This is a genomic window from Halomonas sp. E19 (assembly GCF_052439355.1).
Lineage (GTDB): Bacteria > Pseudomonadota > Gammaproteobacteria > Pseudomonadales > Halomonadaceae > Halomonas.
In genome coordinates, this window is record NZ_JBNFWU010000001.1 from 451,353 (window position 1) to 467,769 (window position 16,417).

A 16,417-nucleotide genomic window follows, 5' to 3' on the forward strand; every position below is an offset into this window, starting at 1 on the left:
CGAGGAGCTAGACATGACCGAACAGGTAATGGCCGCCATCGACGGCTCGCAGTTCTCCACCGGGGTGTGCGACTACGCCGCCTGGGCCAGCCTGGCGCTCGGTGCGCCGCTGACCTTCCTGCACGTGGTGGACAACCACCCCCAGACCGCCGAGGCGGATCTCTCCGGCCATATTGGCCTGGGCTCCCGTGAGCACCTGCTTGAAGAACTCTCTCAGCTTGAAGAAAGGCGCGCCAAGGTGGCCCAGGAGCAGGGTCGGCTGCTGCTCAAGGCCGCCTGCGAGCGTGCCGCCGACGGTGGCCTGGCGATGCCTGCCATGCGCCAGCGTAACGGCACCCTGGTGGAAACCCTTGACGAGCTGCAGGGCGAGATACGCCTGCTGGTGATCGGCAAGCGCGGCGAAACCGCCCACCAGGCCAGCGAGCACCTGGGCTCCAACCTGGAGCGGGTGGTGCGCACCCTGCACCGTCCGATCCTGATGGTGCCGGAAGCCTTCACCCGCCCGCAGCGGGTGATGCTGGCCTTCGACGGTAGCAAGACCACCCGCAAGGGCGTGGAGATGCTGGCCCGAAGCCCGTTGTTCAACGGCATTCCCGTACATGTGGTGATTGTTGGTGCCGAGACCGGCGACAATCGCTCGCTGCTCGACTGGGCGCTGGCCATGCTGCGTGACGCCGGCCACGAGGCCGAAGGCGCGATCTGCGCCGGCGAGGTGGAGGAGACCCTGCGCGCCTATAAGGAAGCGCACGGCATCGACCTGCTGGTGATGGGTGCCTATGGCCACTCGCGCATTCGTCACCTGCTGGTAGGCAGCACCACCACCGCCATGCTACGCCGGGCCAGCGTACCGGTGCTGCTGCTACGCTAGCCGTGCGGCGCCTGGCACGACACTTTTTCACCAACGACCTGAGGAGCAAGCCATGACCATCGTTCGCCATGACACCAAGGCGCGCATGAGCCGCGCCGTGATCCACGGCGGTATCGCCTACCTGTGCGGCCAGGTGGCCGGCCCCGAGGCGCGCCACGGCGACATCACCGAGCAGACCGAAAGCATGCTGGCGCGGGTGGATGCGCTGCTCGCCGAGATCGGTTCCGACCGCGAGCACCTGCTCACGGCGACGATCTACCTCAAGGATGGCAGCGACTTCGCCGCCATGAACGCGGTGTGGGACGCCTGGGTACCCACCGGCCACGCCCCGGCGCGCACCTGCGTCTGCGCCCCCATGCCCGCCGACGAACTAAAGGTGGAGATCACCGTCACGGCGGCAGTCGTCGGCGGCGAATACAGCTACTGAAGCCCCGCCTATCTCACGCACGGGTCATCCAACGGTGCCTCTCGCGGCCGCAGCCGTCGCGAGAGGGCGTCCACGGCGATGTTGAGCGCGGCGGTGATCAGCAGCAGGAAGAAGGCCACGTCGAACATCAGGTAGTCGAAGCCCTCTTCGATATAGAACCCCAGCGTGGCCACCCCCAGCATGCCGAGGATCGCCGTTTCGCGCAGTATCACCTCGGCGCGGTAGTAGAGCAGCGCCAGCAGCCCCGGATAGACCCGCGGCAGCAGCTCGTAGGCCAGCCGCCCGCTGGCCGGCAGGCCCGGCATGCCGGGGGTGATGGCATCGGCTTGGCGTGCCACCAGGAAGGCGATCAGGGCGCCGTTGTGCAGCGCCAGGGCCAGCCAGGCGGGCAGCAGCGAGGGGCCGAGCAGCAGCAGGAAGACGAACGCCAGCATCAGCTCCGGCGTCGAGCGCAGGAAGATCAGCACGCCGTGCCCGGCCAGACGGGTGGCACGGTTGCCGAAATGGCGGCTGGCCAGCGGCCACAGCATGAGCGCTACCAGTAGCGCCCCCACGCTGCCGAGCAGCCCCAGCAGCAGGGTGTTGCCGATGGCCGGGCCCAGCGCCGGTACCCGCGCCAGCCACTCGAACAGCCCCGCCCAGTCGCCGACCAGCAGCGCCGCCGGCCAGATATCCTCGGAGACGAAGCGCCACAGCAGCGCGCCGTCAACGCTCGGCCAGGGGCCCAGCAGCCAGACGCCGCCCACCAGCAGCAGCGGGATCAGCCGCTTATGGCCCCACCACGGCAGGCTGGCGATCAGCAGATAGAACAGCCACAGCAGTGCCCCGCCTCATGGTAGCGCCCCTCGCGAAACGCCGTCTCGAGATGGAAGCCCAGGGTCGGCAGGCCGACGAAGCCGAGCAGCACGCTGGCGCGCAGGCCGCACTCGAAGCGATAGCGGGTATAGGCGGCGAGCTGAGACCAGGCCAGCGGCAGCTCGGCGTAGACGAAGCGTGCCAGCCGTCCGCTGCCGGGTGGCAGGGCGTCGCGCGGTGCGCGCGGCGTCTGCTCGAGGATCTCGGCGTAGACCTTGGCGAAGATGCCGGCATAGGGGATCGCCAGCGCCGCCAGGGCGGTGAGCGCCGAGAGGCCGAACACCTGCAGGAACAGCAGCGCCCAGAACAGCTCGTGAATGGCACGCACGAAGGCGCAGGCGGCGCGCACCAGGCGTGAGCGGGCGAACAGCAGCGCCAGGGAAAGCCCAGCACCACGCCGGCCAGGGTGCCCCACAAGGCCACCGCCACGGTCAGGCCCAGGGCCGCGAAGGGCGATTCCAGCGCGCCCCAGGCGGGCCAGGCCAGCCCGGCGGCCATGCGTCCGAGTTCGCCCCAGGGGTCGCGGGTGTGGATGGCCAGGTCGGCGAAGGGCACCAGCAGCACGGCAAGCGCCACCAGGCCCAGGCTATGGCGGGCCAGGCGCAGGCCGGGGAGCCGCCGCGCCACCAGCTGCGTGCCGAGGGGGACGGCTGTCGACCAGGGCGTCGCTCATGGCCGCCCTCGGGCGCAGGGCAGCGCCTCGGGGCTCGGCATTGCGGCGTCGCTGCCATCGGGCGGCGGGCGACGGTTCGGCTCCGCGGCATCGGGATAGAGCGCATCGAGCTCGGCCAGGGTCAGCGCATCGGCACGGGCGTCGATCGCCAGGCGGCCGTCGCGCAGCCCCCACACCCGGTCGAAGTGGGAGAGTGCCAGCTCGCGCTGGTGCAGCGCCACCACCGAGGTGGTGTGGCGGGAGTCGATCAGGTCCAGCAGCCGCAGCGCCTGGTGGGGGTCGACGCTGGCCACCGGCTCGTCACCCAGGAACAGCGGGCGGGCCTGATACAGGGCGCGGGCGATGGCCACCCGCTGGCGCTGGCCGCCGGAAAGCTCGCCCACCGGACGGCGCATCAGGCCGGCCAGGCCCAGTTCGTCGCACAGCGCGGCCACCTCTCGCCACGGTCCGCGCAGCGGGCGCACCAGGTTCCACAGGTTGGCCAGCGCCGAGTGTTCCGGCAGGCGTCCCATGAAGACGTTGTGATAGACGGCGAGCTGCGGCACCAGGCCGTGATGCTGGGGGCACCAGGCCGCCTGACCGCCCAGGCGGCGGCGCAGCTCGGCGAGCAGCGTCGACTTGCCGGCGCCGCTCTGGCCGAGCAGGGCGACCCGCTCGCCTTCGTGCAGGGCAAGGGTCAGGCGCGGCAGCACGACATGCGCGCCGTGACCGAGGTCCTCGCCCTCGAAGCGGATCAGCAGACGACGTTGCTCGCCCACCATCAGCGCAGCAGGCCGAGCGCTTCGGCCACCTCCTCGATGGGCGCATAGAGCTTGTTGTCGGCGGCAATGAACGCCTCACGGGGAAGGAGGCGAGCAGCTCCGGGTCGTCCATCTCGAGGAAGGCGGCCCGTACCTTCTCGGTGAAGCCTTCGCCGAAGCGCTCGTCGGCGTCGCCGCGCAGGGTCCAGTTGTAGTCGGGGTAGGGCGGTGTGGCCCAGATCACCCGGACCCGATCGGTATCGACCCGGCCATCCTCGACGGCGGCTTCCCACACGGTGTAGTTGACCGCACCGATGTCGTAGGTGCCGGCTTCGACCAGCGCGATGGTGCGCGAGTGATCGCCGGAGTAGCCGACGCGGGAGAAGAAGCGCTCCGGGGCGACGTCGTCGAAACGCTCGCGGAAGAAGTGCTCCGGCATCAGGCGCCCGGAGGTCGAGGTGCGCGAGCCGAAGGTCAGACGCATGCCTTCCAGCGCGTCGGGCAGCTCGTCGGCACGCGCGAGACCGGTGGATGCGTGAGCGATGAAGTAGCTCATGAAGGCATCGTCCTCGCTGCCCTGAGCCAGTGCCTGGGAGCCCGGGACCAGACGCCTGGCCTGCACGCCGGAAAGGCCGCCGAACCAGGCCAGCTGGACCTGGTCGTTACGGAATGCGGTGACCGCGGCGCTGTAGGACTTCACCGGCACGTACTCCACCTCGACCCCGAGGCGCTGCTCGAGGTAGTCGGCCACCTTGCCGAAGCGCTCGACCAGACGCGCCTGGTCCTCGTCGGGAATGGCGGTGAAGCGGAAGGTCTCGGCGGCGGCACCCTGCGCGAACAGGGCGAAGGCGAGGGCGGTCAGGGCGATACGGCGCATGTCGCTCATCTCTGGGAAAAGTGAGGCGCTATTGTTGTGCTGCAGCGTCGGGCTGGCAACCCCGGCGCGGCTAGTCCTGGCGCCCCGCCGGGTAGCGGGTCTCCAGCAGGCTGTCCTTGATCTTCTTCAGGTGGGGTAGGAAGTCCTCGCCGCGGCGCAGGGTCACGCCGGTGGCCAGCACGTCGATCAGGGTGAGCTGGATCATGCGCGAGGTCATCGGCATGTAGACGTCGGTGTCCTCGGGGGTAGCCACTTCCAGGGTTTCGGTGCACTCGCGGGCCAGCGGCGAGCCGGGTGCCGTAAGCCCCAGCACCACCGCGCCGTTGTCGCGGGCCAGGCGTGCGATGTCGACCAGCTCGCGGGTGCGGCCGGTCCAGGAGATCACCACCACCACGTCGCCGGTATGGCAGGCCGAGGCCACCATGCGCTGCATCAGCACGTCAACGTAGGAGGTGACCGGCAGGTTGAAGCGGAAAAACTTGTGGTGGGCATCCTGGGCCACCGCCCCGGAGGCGCCGAGGCCGAAGAAGTGGATCTGCTTGGCCTGGATCAGGTAGTCGACGACCCGCTCGATGCGCGCCGGATCGATCTCGCGGCTGGCCTCGTCGAGGGCGGCGATGGTGGCGCCGAAGATCTTCTGGGTGTAGTCCACCGCCTGGTCGCCGGGCTCCACGGACTGACTCACGTAGGGCGTGCCCCGGCCAGGCTCTGGGCTAGCTTGATCTTGAAATCGGGGTATCCCTTGGCCTCGAAGCTGCGGCAGAAGCGGTTCACCGTGGGCTCGCTGACCGAGGCCGCCTGGGCCAGGCTGGCGATGCTCAGCCCGGTGGCGCGCGCTGGGTCGGCCAGGATGACGTCTGCTACCTTGCGCTCGGAGCGGTTGAGCTCATCCAGGCGTTGGCGAATGCGCTGTAGCAGGTCGTGAGTGGCCATGAGGGGGAAGGTCTCCAAATCGTTGATGTCGTGATTTAACAACATTAGCGGAACATATTACCGTGCCCGTTGGGACAGGTGCGAATGGTGGATTAGGCAAGGGTGAATAGAAGGTAATATTACTAAAATAATTGCCATCCATGCTAATCTTGGATACCTTTTTTGGTAAATCAACAAGGTGGGCGAGTATGAGCGCATACAAGCGGCCCGACGAAGAGTCTCGACCGGTCATCGACCTGGCGCTGTTCGGCGCCCTGGGCGACCTGTCGCTGCGCAAGCTTTACGCAGCGCTGTTCCACCTGGATCGCGAAGGCCTGCTGCACGAGGACACGCGCATCCTGGGGCTGGCGCGCCAGGAGCTGACCACTGACAGCTACCGTCAGCGCGTCAACCAGGCGCTGGAACAGCACGTCAAGCGCGACGAACTCGACGATGCGACGCGAAAGCGCTTCGCGGGCCGCCTGGAATACCTGCAGCTCGACTTCGCCGATGCCGCAGGCTACGAAGGCATCGCACGCTGGCGCAGCGCCGTGCGCCACGACACCGTGATCTCCCCCTGGTGGTCTACCTGGCCGTGCCGGCCAGCCTATATGGCGAGATCTGCCGCCACCTGCAGGGCGCGGCGTGTCTCGACGAGCTCTCTCGGGTGGTGGTGGAAAAGCCCATCGGCTACGACTTCGACACTTCCTGCGACATCAACGACGCCATCGGCGAGGTGTTCCCGGAGTCGCGGATCTACCGTATCGATCACTATCTGGGCAAGGAGACTGTGCAGAACCTTATCGCGCTGCGCTTCGCCAACCCGCTGTTCGGCACCCAGTGGAATCAGAACCATATCTCCCACGTCGAGATCACCGTGGCCGAGCAGGTCGGCATCGAGGGCCGCTGGGGCTATTTCGACCGCGCCGGCCAGCTGCGCGACATGGTGCAGAACCACCTGCTGCAGCTGGTCTGCCTGATCGCCATGGATCCGCCGGCCAACCTCGATGCCGACGCCATCCGCGACGAGAAGGTCAAGGTGCTCAAGGCGCTGCAGCCGTTCAGCGTGGACCGGCTCAACCGCGATGTGGTGCGCGGCCAGTACATTGCCGGCACCATTCGCGGCAAGGCGGTGCCGGGCTACCTGGAAGAGGAAGGGGCCAACCCCCACAGCGAGACCGAAACCTTCGTCGCCATGAAGACCGGCGTGGCCAACTGGCGCTGGGCCGGCGTGCCGTTCTACCTGCGCACCGGCAAGCGTATGCCGGACAAGCTTTCGCAGATCATCATCCACTTTCGCCAGCAGGCCCACTACATCTTCGACCCGGACCAGCGCAATCTGGCGGCCAACAAGCTGGTCATCCGCCTGCAGCCCGATGAGGGCATCGCGCTGGAAGTGTTGACCAAGGACAGCGGCCTGGATCGCGGCATGCGCCTGCGCCGCGGCCCGCTGCACCTGGACTTCGGCAGCGCCTTTCCCCAGACGCGCATCCCCGATGCCTACGAGCGCCTGCTGCTGGAAGTGATGAAGGGGCGCCAGTACCTGTTCGTGCGCCGCGACGAAGTGGAACATGCCTGGCACTGGTGCGATCGGCTGATTGCCTCGTGGAAGGAGCAGGGCGAGCCGCCGCGACGCTACCCGGCCGGCTCCTGGGGGCCGGTGGCCTCCATCGCCATGATCACCCAGGATGGACGCAGCTGGTACGAGGACTACTGACATGACCGACAGGACGTTATCGCCGCGTGACCACCTGGCGCGACAGCTGGCCGAAGCGGCGGCCGAGGCGCTGCGCCACGATCTCGAGACACAGGAGCGGGCGCTGCTGGTGGTGTCCGGCGGCGCCACCCCGGTGCCGTTCTTCCAGGCGCTAGCCGAACGTCCGCTGCCCTGGGCGCGAGTCGAGGTGACCCTGGCCGACGAGCGCTGGGTGCCCGAGAGCGACGAGGCGAGCAATGCGCGCCTGGTGCGCCGCCATCTGCTGCAGGGCAAGGCTGCCGCAGCCAGCTTCGTTGCGCTGACCACCGACGACGAGACGCCCGAGCAGGGCGTCGAGGCCGTCACCCGGCGCATCGAGGCGCTGACCTGGCCCGCCAGCTTGGTGGTGCTGGGCATGGGTGGCGACGGCCACACCGCCTCGCTGTTCCCCGACAGCCGCGAGCTGGAGCTGGGCCTGACCACCGATGCGCCGGTGCTGGCCGCACGCACCCCCAGCCAGCCCCAGCCGCGCATCACGCTCAGCGCCGACCGACTGCACCAGGCGCGCCGCCACGCACTGCATATCACCGGCGACGACAAGCGCAGCGTACTGGCCCAGGCCATGTCCGGCGACGATTCGCGCGAACTGCCGATCCGTGCCTTTCTTTCCTGCCCGCTGGCCGTCTACTGGGCCCCCTGAGCCTTTTGCCGGGCCCACCGACCTCCCTGGTTGGCGGGCCCCCAGAAACCCTTGCCGGAGTCTTGCCCATGACCATCGACAAACAGCTGCCGTCCACCCGCACCACCGAGCTCGACAGCATCTGCTTCAAGACCGAGGTGATCCCGGTGCTGTCGATCGAACGCATCGAGGACGCCGTTCCCTGGGGCGCGCCCTGGTCGAAGGCGGGCTCTCGGTGCTGGAGGTGACCCTGCGCACCGACTGCGCGCTGGAAGCGGCGCGGCGGCTCAAGCAGGCGCTGCCCCAGGCCAGCATCGGCGTCGGCACCGTGCTGACCCCGGCGCAGTATCGCCTGAGTGAACAGGCGGGCGTCGACTTCGTGGTCACTCCGGGCACCACCGAGGCGCTCTACCGCTATGGGGTCACCAGCCCGGTGCCCATGCTGCCGGGGGTGGCCACGGTATCCGAGCTGATGACCGGCTGGCAGTACGGCTACCGCCGCTTCAAGTTCTTTCCCGCCGAGGCCAGTGGCGGCGTGCAGGCGCTCAAGGCCTTCGCCGGCCCGCTGCCCGATGCCCGCTTCTGTCCCACCGGCGGCATCAACCTCGACAACGCCGAGGAGTACCTGGCGCTGAAGAACGTGATGTGCATCGGGGGCTCCTGGCTGACGCCGAAGTCGCTGATCGACGCCGAAGACTGGAACGGCATCCGCCAGCTGGCGCGGGAGGCGGCCCAGCGCTTCCACCGCTGAGCGGTGCCAACGGTTTTTCACCTGCTCTCTCGACAGCCAGGCGCTGTCCCTTTCCCCGGCCGCCAGGCCGGGTTTTTTTGCTCTTTTCCAAGTGGGAGGGGCGGCTTGGCCTAGGCCTGGCGGGAGGCGGTCGCTACCCGCCGCTGGCGCCACCACAGGGTGGCCAGCGCCACCAGCAGCACCGGGGGCAGCATCGCCAGGTTGAGTGCCTCCCAGTCCAGGCGATGCAGCAGCTGCCCGGCCAGCAGCGAACCGATCGCCACCAGGGCGAAGATGACCAGGTCGTTGACCCCTGTACCTTGCCGCGCTCGGCTGCGGAGTGCACGGTCGAGAGCAGGGCGCTGCCGCCGATGAAAAGGAAGTTCCAGCCGACGCCCAGCAGCACCAGGGCCAGCCAGAAGTTGACGAGGCCGACCCCGCTGGCCGCGACCAGCGCCGCGGCCGCCAGCAGCGCGGTGCCGGCCAGCACGACGCGATCCACGCCGAAGCGCGCGATCAGGCCGCCGGTGAAGAACGACGGCGCGAACATGCCCAGCACGTGGGACTGCATGATGAACACTACCTGGCCCATCGAGAAGCCATGCGCACGCATGGCCAGCGGGGTGGCGGTCATCACCAGGATCATCACGGCGTAGCCGATGGCGCCCGCCAGCAAGGCCACGCGGAAGCTGGGCTGGCCGGCGATTTCCGCCAAGGAGCGCGCGACGTCGACGGCCTGCGCCGTGGGGCTGGCCGGCACGCGCAGCCAGCTCAGCAGGCCCACCGCCACCAGGGCCAGCAGGGCGATTACCAGGTATGGGCCGCCCGCCGGCGCGGCAGCGATCCAGTGCTGAGCGGCGCTGGCGTTCCACGGGCCGAGGAAGGCGGCCACTACCCCGCCGGCCATCACGAAGGAGATGGCCCGGCTGCGGAACGCCGGGCTGGCCACATCCACCGCCGCGAAGCGGCAATACATGGCGAAGCCCTGGTAGAGACCGAGCAGCAGGTTGCCCGCGCAGAATAGCCAGAAGCTGCCCAGGGCAATGCCGACGAAGCTGACCAGGCCGCCGCCCACGCCGCCCAGGATGGCCCCGGTGATGAAGCCGAGGCGCCGGCCGACCCGCTTCATGAACAGGGAGGCGGGCAGCGTCGAGGCTACCGTGCCCAGCATCGTCATGGCAATCGGCAGGGTGGCCAGGGCCGGGTCGGGGCTGAGCTGCTGCCCGACCATGCCACTCAGCGTCATGACCGTGACCATGGCGATCATGAATAGGGTCTGGCTGGTGACCAGGATGGCCACGTTGGCTCTTTCGTGCGGCAAGGTTGCCATCGGCAGGGGCTCCTTTGCAGGCCGTGGGGTCAATGCAATATCAGAAGATCAGTACCTTGTCGGCCTGCTCGGTCGCTTCGGCCAGCGCCTCCATGGTGCTGCGCTGGGCACCCTCAACCACCTCGTCGTCGGCTAGGCCGCGGGCGTCCATGCAGGTGCCGCAGAGCAGCACCTTGCCGCGGCGGGTGACACGCCGAAGCATGCGCTCGGTATTGTAGAAGCCATCCGGCGTTCGCTGGCCGCTCTTGGCGGCGGAAACCGCATCGCCCATGAGGAACACGGTGACGTCTGCCTCGCGCTGGAGCAAGGCATGGGCCAGCCGCAGGCCGTTATAGAGGCGCTCGGTGCCGTAAGGCGGGTCGTTGATGAGGATCAGGGTCTGCATGGAGGTCTCTTTCATTCATTCTATTAAACAATAGAATATTGGGAATAAGTTGGCCTCCCGTCAAGCGGTTGGTTACCCTGGCGTGCCCTACCGGAGGATTGCCATGACCTCACAGCAGGATCTTTTCGATACGCTGGCGCAGGTGGCGCGTGCGCTGGGCAACGGCCACCGCCTGGCGCTGCTCGAGCGGCTGGCGCAGTCCAGCGCCGCCGTCGAGGCGTTGGCGAGCGCCACCGAACTTTCCGTCGGCAACGCCTCCCAGCACCTGCAGCAATTGCGCCGCGCCGGGCTGGTCACCGCCAGCCGCTCGGGAAAGCAGATGATCTACCGCCTGACCGACGAGCGGATCGTCAGCCTGCTGGGCCTGCTGCGCCAGGTGGCTGAAACCAACCTGGCCGAGATGGAGCGCCTGGTCGGTCAGCTGTTCAGCGAGGACGATGCCTCGCAGGCGCTGGAAGCGGTGACGCGCAGCGAGCTGATGGCGGGGCTTGCGCGTGGCGAGGTGGCGCTGCTCGATGTGCGCCCCGAGGAGGAGTACCGCGCCGGGCACCTGCCGGAGGCGATCAACATTCCCCTGGAGCAGCTGGAGGCGATGCTCGACCGCCTGCCCCACGACAGGCAGATCGTCGCCTACTGCCGTGGCCCCTACTGCGTGCTGTCGCATGAGGCCGTGCAGCGCCTGCGTCGCCTGGGCTACCGCATTCGGCGCTTCGAGGAGGGTTTCCCGGAGTGGAAGGCCGCCGGTCTGCCGGTGACGGCGGCAGGGGACGGCCTTTCCTGATGCCGGTGACGGCGGCAGGGGACGGCCTTTCCTGACGCCGGGGCGTCGTCTCCTTGGGCAAGCGCCCGAGGCGGCGGCAGGAGCGGCGAGAACCCGGCTCAGTCGGCCAGCGACAGGGTGGTGCCGAGCAGGTGCTGAGCGCCGGGCACCAGCCACACCGGGTCGAGTCGGGTGTTGGCCGACTCCACGCAGAGGAAGCGCCGCGCGGCGGCCGGCGAGGTGTCCTCGGGCAGTTCGGCGCCGGGGTGCCACACCACCGCCGAGTCGCTGCCCTGGCGGGCGATGCGCAGGCGCCGGCTGCCGTCGTCGAGCAGCAGCTCGGCGTTGCTGTGGTAGATGCGGTCGAGCCCCCGCGTACGGCGAGCTCGCCCTGCTGCTGGCGCTCGGCGAAGCCGGCCGGCTTGTCCAGGTAGCGGGCGCCGGACAGCCCCGTGAGGCGGCAGGCGAAGCTGTCGGCCACGGCCAGGTAGCTGTGCAGGGCGCCGCTGAGCTTGACCGGGGTCTCGCCGACATGCTCGGTGATCAGCTCCACGTGCAGGCGCCGGGCGTTGGCCTGGACCACCACCCGTGGGATCAGCTGGCTGTGCAGGCGTTCGGCAGGCGCTAGGTGCAGCTCCACGCCGCCCTCGTGCTCGTCGACTGCTTCCAGTTGCCAGCTGGCCTTGCGCGCCGGGCCGTGAAGGGGCCGGAGCGATCCGGCGATTCATCCGCGCCGCGCTCGTCGGCGAACCACGGCCAGCACAGCGGAATGCCGCCGCGAACGGCGCCGGGCAGCGCCTGGGGCGTGGGCGTGACCCACAGCCAGCCGCCGGGCACCAGCGCCTCTTCTCCGTCGGTGCTGGAAGCGCCGCCACTGCTGTCGTGCGTGGCGTCGGATGCGGGAAGATCAGTACGCGCGGCGTCGGACGCCGGTAAAAGTGAAGCACCTGGGCGCCCTGCAAACACACCGCCAGTTCGCCCCAGGCTTCGCGGGCCAGCCACACGCGGCGGTCGGCCCACTCGCACTCGCGGCGGCCGTCGGTCTCGTCGAGCAGGGCTCGCAGGCTTTGCGGGATCATTCGCGCTCCTTCACGTCATTCCACTTCTTCGTTGTGCAGGGCCTCGGCGGCGCCCAGCAGTCCCGGCCAGGGCGCGGTGACCACCCGCACCGGGATGGCGCGGTTGTAGTCGCTCATGCGGCCCTTGGCGGTAAAGGCTTCGACGAAGCGGCTCTGGGGCAGCCACTCCAGCAGCCGCGGCAGGATGCCGCCGCACAAGTAGATGCCGCCGCGGGCGCCAAGGGTCAGGGCAGCGTCGCCGCAGACGTCGCCGAGGATCTTGAGAAACCGCAGCAGGGTATCACGGGCGATGGCGTCACCGCCCGCGGCGGCGGCCGTCACCTCGGGCGGGGTCCGGCAGCTGGGATTGGCGCCTTTCAGCGAGCAGTGGGCCAGATAGAGATCGAGCAGCCCCTGGCCGCACAGGATGCGTTCCACGGAGACCCGGCCATAGCGATGGCGGAAATGCCGCAGCAGGTTCTGCTCGCGCTCGTCGGTGGGGGCGAAGGTGGCGTGGCCGCCTTCGCTGCCGAGCGGCCGCCAGGCGTGGCGGGTGGGGATCAGGCCGGCCATGCCGAGCCCGGTGCCGGGGCCGATGGCCAGGCGGGGCCCTGCGGGCTGCGGCATGCCGGGATGTATCTCCACCAGCTCGTCGGCGCCCAGGTGGCTCACGCTGAGCGCCTGGGCGATAAAGTCGTTGATCACCTTGAGCCGGGTAAGGCCGAGCGCTGCCTGCACCTCGCGGCGCGAGAAGTGCCAGGGGTTGTTCGACAGCTGAATGCGGTCGGTGTGGGTGGGGCAGGCGAAAGCCAGGCAGGCTTCCCGTGGCGCGGTGTCGGCATCCAGGCCGACCCGGGCCAGGTAGTCGCGCACCGCCTCCACCAGGCCGGGATAGTCGGCGCAGGGCAGGGCGATGCTGTCGCGGGGGCGTGCTCGCCCGGCGTGACCAGGGCGAAGCGGGCGTTGGTGCCGCCGATGTCGCCGATCAGGGCCGGTCGCGTCATTGGTCCTCCTGGGCGATCTTCTCGAGCTCGCGGGAGAGCACCTCCTCCTCGAAGCCGCCGAACACCCCGGCGCCCTGTTCGGCGCCGGCGGCCAGGTGGCGAAAGCCGCCGAACAGCTCGCGGCCCATGCCGAAGTGGTAGCGCTCCAGGCTGGGCTCGACGATGCCGCGCCCGGCGAACTCGGCGGCGTCGACCAGTGCGGTCAGCTCGCCGCGTTCGGCGTCGAGGCGCACCACGTCGCCGTCGCGCAGGCGCGCCAGCGGGCCGCGGTCCACCGCTTCCGGGGTGACGTGGATGGCGGCGGGCACCTTGCCCGAGGCGCCGGACATGCGCCCGTCGGTGACCAGCGCCACCTTGTAGCCGCGGTCCTGCAGCACGCCGAGGAAGGGGTGAGCTTGTGCAGCTCGGGCATGCCGTTGGCCTTGGGCCCCTGGAAGCGCACCACCACCACCACGTCGCGGTCGAGCTCACCCGACTCGAAGGCGGCCTTGACCTGGTTCTGGTCGTCGAAGATGCGCACCGGCGCTTCCACCACGCGATTGGCCTGCTTGACCGCCGAGATCTTGATCACGCCGCGGCCGAGGTTGCCCTCCATGACCACCAGGCCGCCGGTGGCGGCGAAGGGGTTGGAGACCGGGCGCAGCACGTCGGGGTCGAGACTCTCCGTCGGCCCCTCGCGCCAGGTGAGCTTGCCGTCCTCGAGGAACGGCTCCTGGGTGTAGGCGGTCAGGTCGGTGCCGAACACGGTGGGAATGTCGCCATGGATCAGGCCGGCGTCGAGCAGCTCGCGGATCAGCAGGCTCATGCCCCCGGCGGCCTGGAAGTGGTTCACGTCGGCGCTGCCGTTGGGGTAGATCCGGGTCAGGCTCGGCACCGCCGCTGAGAGGTCGTTGAAGTCGTTCCAGTCGATGGTGATGCCGGCGGCGGCGGCCATCGCCACCAGGTGCAAGGTATGGTTGGTCGAGCCGCCCGAGGCCAGCAGGCCGACCATGGCATTGATGATGGCGCGCTCGTCGATCTGGCGGTAGAAGGGCCGGTAGCTGCCGCTCTGCTCGGTGTTGCGGATGGCCTGCTCGGCGGCGTAGCGGGTCAGCGCCTCGCGCAGTGGGGTGCCCGGATTGACGAAGGAAGCGCCCGGCAGGTGCAGGCCCATCATCTCCATCATCAGCTGGTTGGAGTTGGCGGTGCCGTAGAAGGTGCAGGTGCCGGGGCTGTGGTAGGAGCGCGACTCCGCCTCGAGCAGCTCCTCGCGGCCCACCTTGCCCTCGGCGTAGAGCTGGCGGATGCGGGCCTTCTCGTCGTTGGGCAGGCCGCTGGGCATGGGCCCGCCGGGCACGAAGATCGCCGGCAGATGGCCGAAGCGCGCCGCCCCGATGAACAGCCCCGGCACGATCTTGTCGCAGATGCCCAGGTAGAGGGCGGCATCGAACATGTTGTGGGACAGTGCCACGGCGGTGGCCATGGCGATCACGTCGCGGGAGAACAACGATAGCTCCATGCCCGGCATGCCCTGAGTGACCCCGTCGCACATGGCCGGTACGCCGCCGGCGAACTGGGCGGTGCTGCCCATGCCGCGGGCGGCCTGCTTGATGACCTCGGGGTAGCTCTCGAAGGGCCGATGGGCCGAGAGCATGTCGTTGTAGGACGAAACGATGGCCAGGTTGGCGCTGTTGGTCAGCTTGAGGCGATCCTTGTCGCCGGCATGGTCGCAGCCGGCAAAGCCGTGAGCCAGGTTGCCGCAGGAGAGCTCGCCGCGATGCACGCCCTGCTGGTGCTGGGCGGCCATGTGCGCTTCATAGAGCTTGCGGCGGCCCCGCGAGCGCTCGCGAATGCGGGCGGTCACCTGCTCGACGGTGGAATTCAGTGCGGTGGGGCGAGCCATGGAAGCACCTCGCGTCAAATTAATTTTATAAAGTTTACTTTCTTGATGGGCAAAATTCCCTTTTTATTGGCGTAATTGTTGTTGAAAAACGTTTTTTCACGCAGCATCGAGGCTCACCAAAGCCGCAGCAGGCGCAGCAGCCAGCGCCGGTAGGGCGGGTTGAGACGCTTGACCTGGGCGTGGCGGGACTGCTCGAACACGCTGCGCTGGTGGCTGAAACGCAGGAAGCCCGCCTCGCCCTGGTAGCTGCCCATGCCGCTATCCCCTACACCGCCGAAAGGCAGCGCCGGCACGGCGTTGTGCCACAGGGTGTCGTTGAAGACCACGCCGCCGGTGTGGGTCTCCTCGAGGATGCGCCGCTGCTGTGCTGCATCTTGGGTGAAGGCATACAGCGCCAAGGCCCGCGGCCGCGAGCGAATGACACGCAGCGCGGCGTCGAGGTCGCGAACGCCGATGACCGGCAGCCAGGGACCGAAGATCTCGTCGCGCATCAGCGTAAGCTCCGTGTGAGGATCGACGATCAGCGTGGGGGGCAGCTTGGTGGCGTCCTGCGGGTCCGGCTCGCCCAGTGGGATCACTCGGCAGCCGTGGTCCCGGGCTTCGTCCAGCATGGCCCGCAGGCGGGCTCGCGGGGCCTCGCCGAGCACTGCGGTGTAGTCGTGGCTTGCCGCGCCCTTGGGGTGGAAGCGCTGCAGGGTGGCCTGCAGGGCGGCGATGAAGCGGTTCAGGTGAGGCTCGTGCACCAGCACATAGTCCGGGGCGATGCAGGTCTGCCCGGCGTTGAGCCACTTGCCGAAAGCGATGCGTTCGGCGGCCCGGTTCAGGTCGGCATCGGCACACACCAGGGCAGGGGTCTTGCCACCCAGCTCCAGCGTCACGGGCGTGAGGTGGCGGGCGGCGGCCAGGGCCACTTGGCGGCCGACTTCGGCATGGCCGGTGAACAGCAGGTGGTCGAAGGGCAGGTCGGCGAAGGCCCTTCCGGTGTCGGCATCGCCGACCACCACATCCAGCTCCTCGGGCACGAAGTAGCGCGCGGCCAGGCGTGCCAGCAGGGCGCTGGTGGCGGGCGTCTTCTCGCTTGGCTTGAGCATGACCCGGTTGCCGGCGGCCAGCGCATCCACCGTGGGCAGCAGCGCCAGGTTCCACGGGTAGTTGCTCGGAGAGATGATGCCGACCACGCCCAGCGGCTGGCGATAAATCCGCGCCTTGGCGGGCCATAGGCGCCAGGGACCGGCACCCGGCTCGGGCGCATCCAGCGGCGCAGGTGGCGGCGCGCATGGTGCACGGCCTGCAGCACGGTGGCGACTTCCGCCAGGCGGGTTTCCGCCTCGGCGCGGTGGCCGAAGTCCTGCTGGATGGCCGCGACGATCTCGCGGCGATGCTGGCGCGTCATCAGCGCGAGGCGCTTCAGCCTGTCGTGCCGTACGGTGCGGCTCGGGTGCGGGTCGGCGGCGAAGGCGCGACGCTGGAGATCGAAGCGTGCTGCGAGCGGGCTGGCATCGGCCATTCGCGTCATCCTGTACGGGAGATGGAAAGGGGCG

General features: G+C 69.0%; 10 protein-coding genes and 7 pseudogenes. 6 read left to right on the forward strand and 11 right to left on the reverse strand.

What is annotated here, in order from left to right; genetic code table 11:
- Nucleotides 1–13: 13 nt before the first annotated feature.
- Together ACUDAL_RS02460 and ACUDAL_RS02465 are read left to right on the forward strand one after the other, a co-directional pair.
- A complete protein-coding gene (locus tag ACUDAL_RS02460) occupies nucleotides 14–868 on the forward strand; it encodes a universal stress protein (RefSeq protein ID WP_444677022.1) in 855 nt (284 codons plus the stop codon).
- Between the two features lie 52 nt (nucleotides 869–920).
- Nucleotides 921–1,295, forward strand: a complete 375-nt coding sequence (locus ACUDAL_RS02465; protein ID WP_444677023.1) for a RidA family protein — start codon at nucleotides 921–923, stop codon at nucleotides 1,293–1,295.
- 8 nt (nucleotides 1,296–1,303) lie between these two features.
- On the opposite strand, the gene ACUDAL_RS02470 is transcribed toward ACUDAL_RS02465, so the two are convergent.
- The 5 genes and pseudogenes from ACUDAL_RS02470 to ACUDAL_RS02490 all read right to left on the reverse strand — a co-directional run bounded on the left by ACUDAL_RS02470 (nucleotide 1,304) and on the right by ACUDAL_RS02490 (nucleotide 5,373).
- On the reverse strand, nucleotides 1,304–2,041 hold the full coding sequence (locus ACUDAL_RS02470) for a PhnE/PtxC family ABC transporter permease (RefSeq protein WP_444677024.1): 738 nt from the start codon (nucleotides 2,039–2,041) through the stop codon (nucleotides 1,304–1,306).
- A gap of 50 nt (nucleotides 2,042–2,091) precedes the next feature.
- Nucleotides 2,092–2,565 carry a PhnE/PtxC family ABC transporter permease gene (locus ACUDAL_RS02475; RefSeq protein WP_444677025.1) on the reverse strand — a complete coding sequence of 158 codons (474 nt, stop codon included), beginning with the start codon at nucleotides 2,563–2,565 and terminating at the stop codon, nucleotides 2,092–2,094.
- 254 nt (nucleotides 2,566–2,819) lie between these two features.
- Nucleotides 2,820–3,584 carry an ATP-binding cassette domain-containing protein gene (locus ACUDAL_RS02480; RefSeq protein WP_234244332.1) on the reverse strand — a complete coding sequence of 255 codons (765 nt, stop codon included), beginning with the start codon at nucleotides 3,582–3,584 and terminating at the stop codon, nucleotides 2,820–2,822.
- Nucleotides 3,584–4,440, reverse strand: a pseudogene (locus ACUDAL_RS02485) (putative selenate ABC transporter substrate-binding protein). The gene ACUDAL_RS02480 and the pseudogene ACUDAL_RS02485 overlap by 1 nt, the downstream one beginning before the upstream one ends.
- Nucleotides 4,441–4,510: 70 nt before the next feature.
- A pseudogene (locus tag ACUDAL_RS02490) lies at nucleotides 4,511–5,373 on the reverse strand (MurR/RpiR family transcriptional regulator).
- A gap of 188 nt (nucleotides 5,374–5,561) precedes the next feature.
- Between ACUDAL_RS02490 and zwf the strand changes: the two are divergent.
- The 3 genes and pseudogenes from zwf (at nucleotide 5,562) to ACUDAL_RS02505 (ending at nucleotide 8,478) form a co-directional block, all read left to right on the forward strand.
- A pseudogene (gene zwf / locus ACUDAL_RS02495) lies at nucleotides 5,562–7,069 on the forward strand (glucose-6-phosphate dehydrogenase).
- 1 nt (nucleotide 7,070) lies between these two features.
- On the forward strand, nucleotides 7,071–7,748 hold the full coding sequence (pgl, locus tag ACUDAL_RS02500) for a 6-phosphogluconolactonase (RefSeq protein WP_444677026.1): 678 nt from the start codon (nucleotides 7,071–7,073) through the stop codon (nucleotides 7,746–7,748).
- A gap of 68 nt (nucleotides 7,749–7,816) precedes the next feature.
- A pseudogene (locus ACUDAL_RS02505) lies at nucleotides 7,817–8,478 on the forward strand (bifunctional 4-hydroxy-2-oxoglutarate aldolase/2-dehydro-3-deoxy-phosphogluconate aldolase).
- Nucleotides 8,479–8,611: 133 nt separating this feature from the next.
- On the opposite strand, the gene ACUDAL_RS02510 reads toward ACUDAL_RS02505, so the two are convergent.
- Complete coding sequence (locus ACUDAL_RS02510; protein WP_444677027.1) at nucleotides 8,612–9,787, reverse strand: MFS transporter; 1,176 nt, start codon at nucleotides 9,785–9,787, stop codon at nucleotides 8,612–8,614.
- A 40-nt stretch (nucleotides 9,788–9,827) separates the two neighbouring features.
- Nucleotides 9,828–10,187, reverse strand: a complete 360-nt coding sequence (locus ACUDAL_RS02515) for a DsrE/DsrF/TusD sulfur relay family protein (RefSeq protein WP_444677028.1) — start codon at nucleotides 10,185–10,187, stop codon at nucleotides 9,828–9,830.
- Between the two features lie 88 nt (nucleotides 10,188–10,275).
- Here ACUDAL_RS02515 and ACUDAL_RS02520 point away from each other — a divergent pair, with 88 nt between their 5' ends.
- Nucleotides 10,276–10,953 (forward strand): ArsR/SmtB family transcription factor, encoded by a 678-nt coding sequence (locus tag ACUDAL_RS02520; RefSeq protein WP_444677029.1) that lies wholly within the window; start codon nucleotides 10,276–10,278, stop codon nucleotides 10,951–10,953.
- Between the two features lie 98 nt (nucleotides 10,954–11,051).
- On the opposite strand, the pseudogene ACUDAL_RS02525 reads toward ACUDAL_RS02520, so the two are convergent.
- From ACUDAL_RS02525 to ACUDAL_RS02540, 4 genes and pseudogenes are all read right to left on the reverse strand, one after another.
- A pseudogene (locus ACUDAL_RS02525) lies at nucleotides 11,052–12,011 on the reverse strand (aldose epimerase family protein).
- 15 nt (nucleotides 12,012–12,026) lie between these two features.
- Nucleotides 12,027–12,994: pseudogene (gene glk, locus ACUDAL_RS02530) on the reverse strand (glucokinase).
- Nucleotides 12,991–14,876, reverse strand: a pseudogene (gene edd, locus ACUDAL_RS02535) (phosphogluconate dehydratase). The pseudogenes glk and edd overlap by 4 nt, the downstream one beginning before the upstream one ends.
- 113 nt (nucleotides 14,877–14,989) lie before the next feature.
- The gene (locus ACUDAL_RS02540) at nucleotides 14,990–16,054 is read right to left on the reverse strand and encodes an aldehyde dehydrogenase family protein (protein WP_444677030.1); all 1,065 of its coding nucleotides are present in this window, start codon (nucleotides 16,052–16,054) and stop codon (nucleotides 14,990–14,992) included.
- Between the last annotated feature and the right edge of the window lie 363 nt (nucleotides 16,055–16,417).

Coding starts and splice junctions, on each gene's coding strand:
- ACUDAL_RS02460 (WP_444677022.1), top strand. CDS start 14: ATGACCGAACAGGTAATGGCCGCCATCGACGGCTCGCAGTTCTCCACC.
- ACUDAL_RS02465 (WP_444677023.1), top strand. CDS start 921: ATGACCATCGTTCGCCATGACACCAAGGCGCGCATGAGCCGCGCCGTG.
- ACUDAL_RS02480 (WP_234244332.1), bottom strand. CDS start 3,584: ATGGTGGGCGAGCAACGTCGTCTGCTGATCCGCTTCGAGGGCGAGGAC.
- pgl (WP_444677026.1), top strand. CDS start 7,071: ATGACCGACAGGACGTTATCGCCGCGTGACCACCTGGCGCGACAGCTG.
- ACUDAL_RS02510 (WP_444677027.1), bottom strand. CDS start 9,787: ATGGCAACCTTGCCGCACGAAAGAGCCAACGTGGCCATCCTGGTCACC.
- ACUDAL_RS02515 (WP_444677028.1), bottom strand. CDS start 10,187: ATGAAAGAGACCTCCATGCAGACCCTGATCCTCATCAACGACCCGCCT.
- ACUDAL_RS02520 (WP_444677029.1), top strand. CDS start 10,276: ATGACCTCACAGCAGGATCTTTTCGATACGCTGGCGCAGGTGGCGCGT.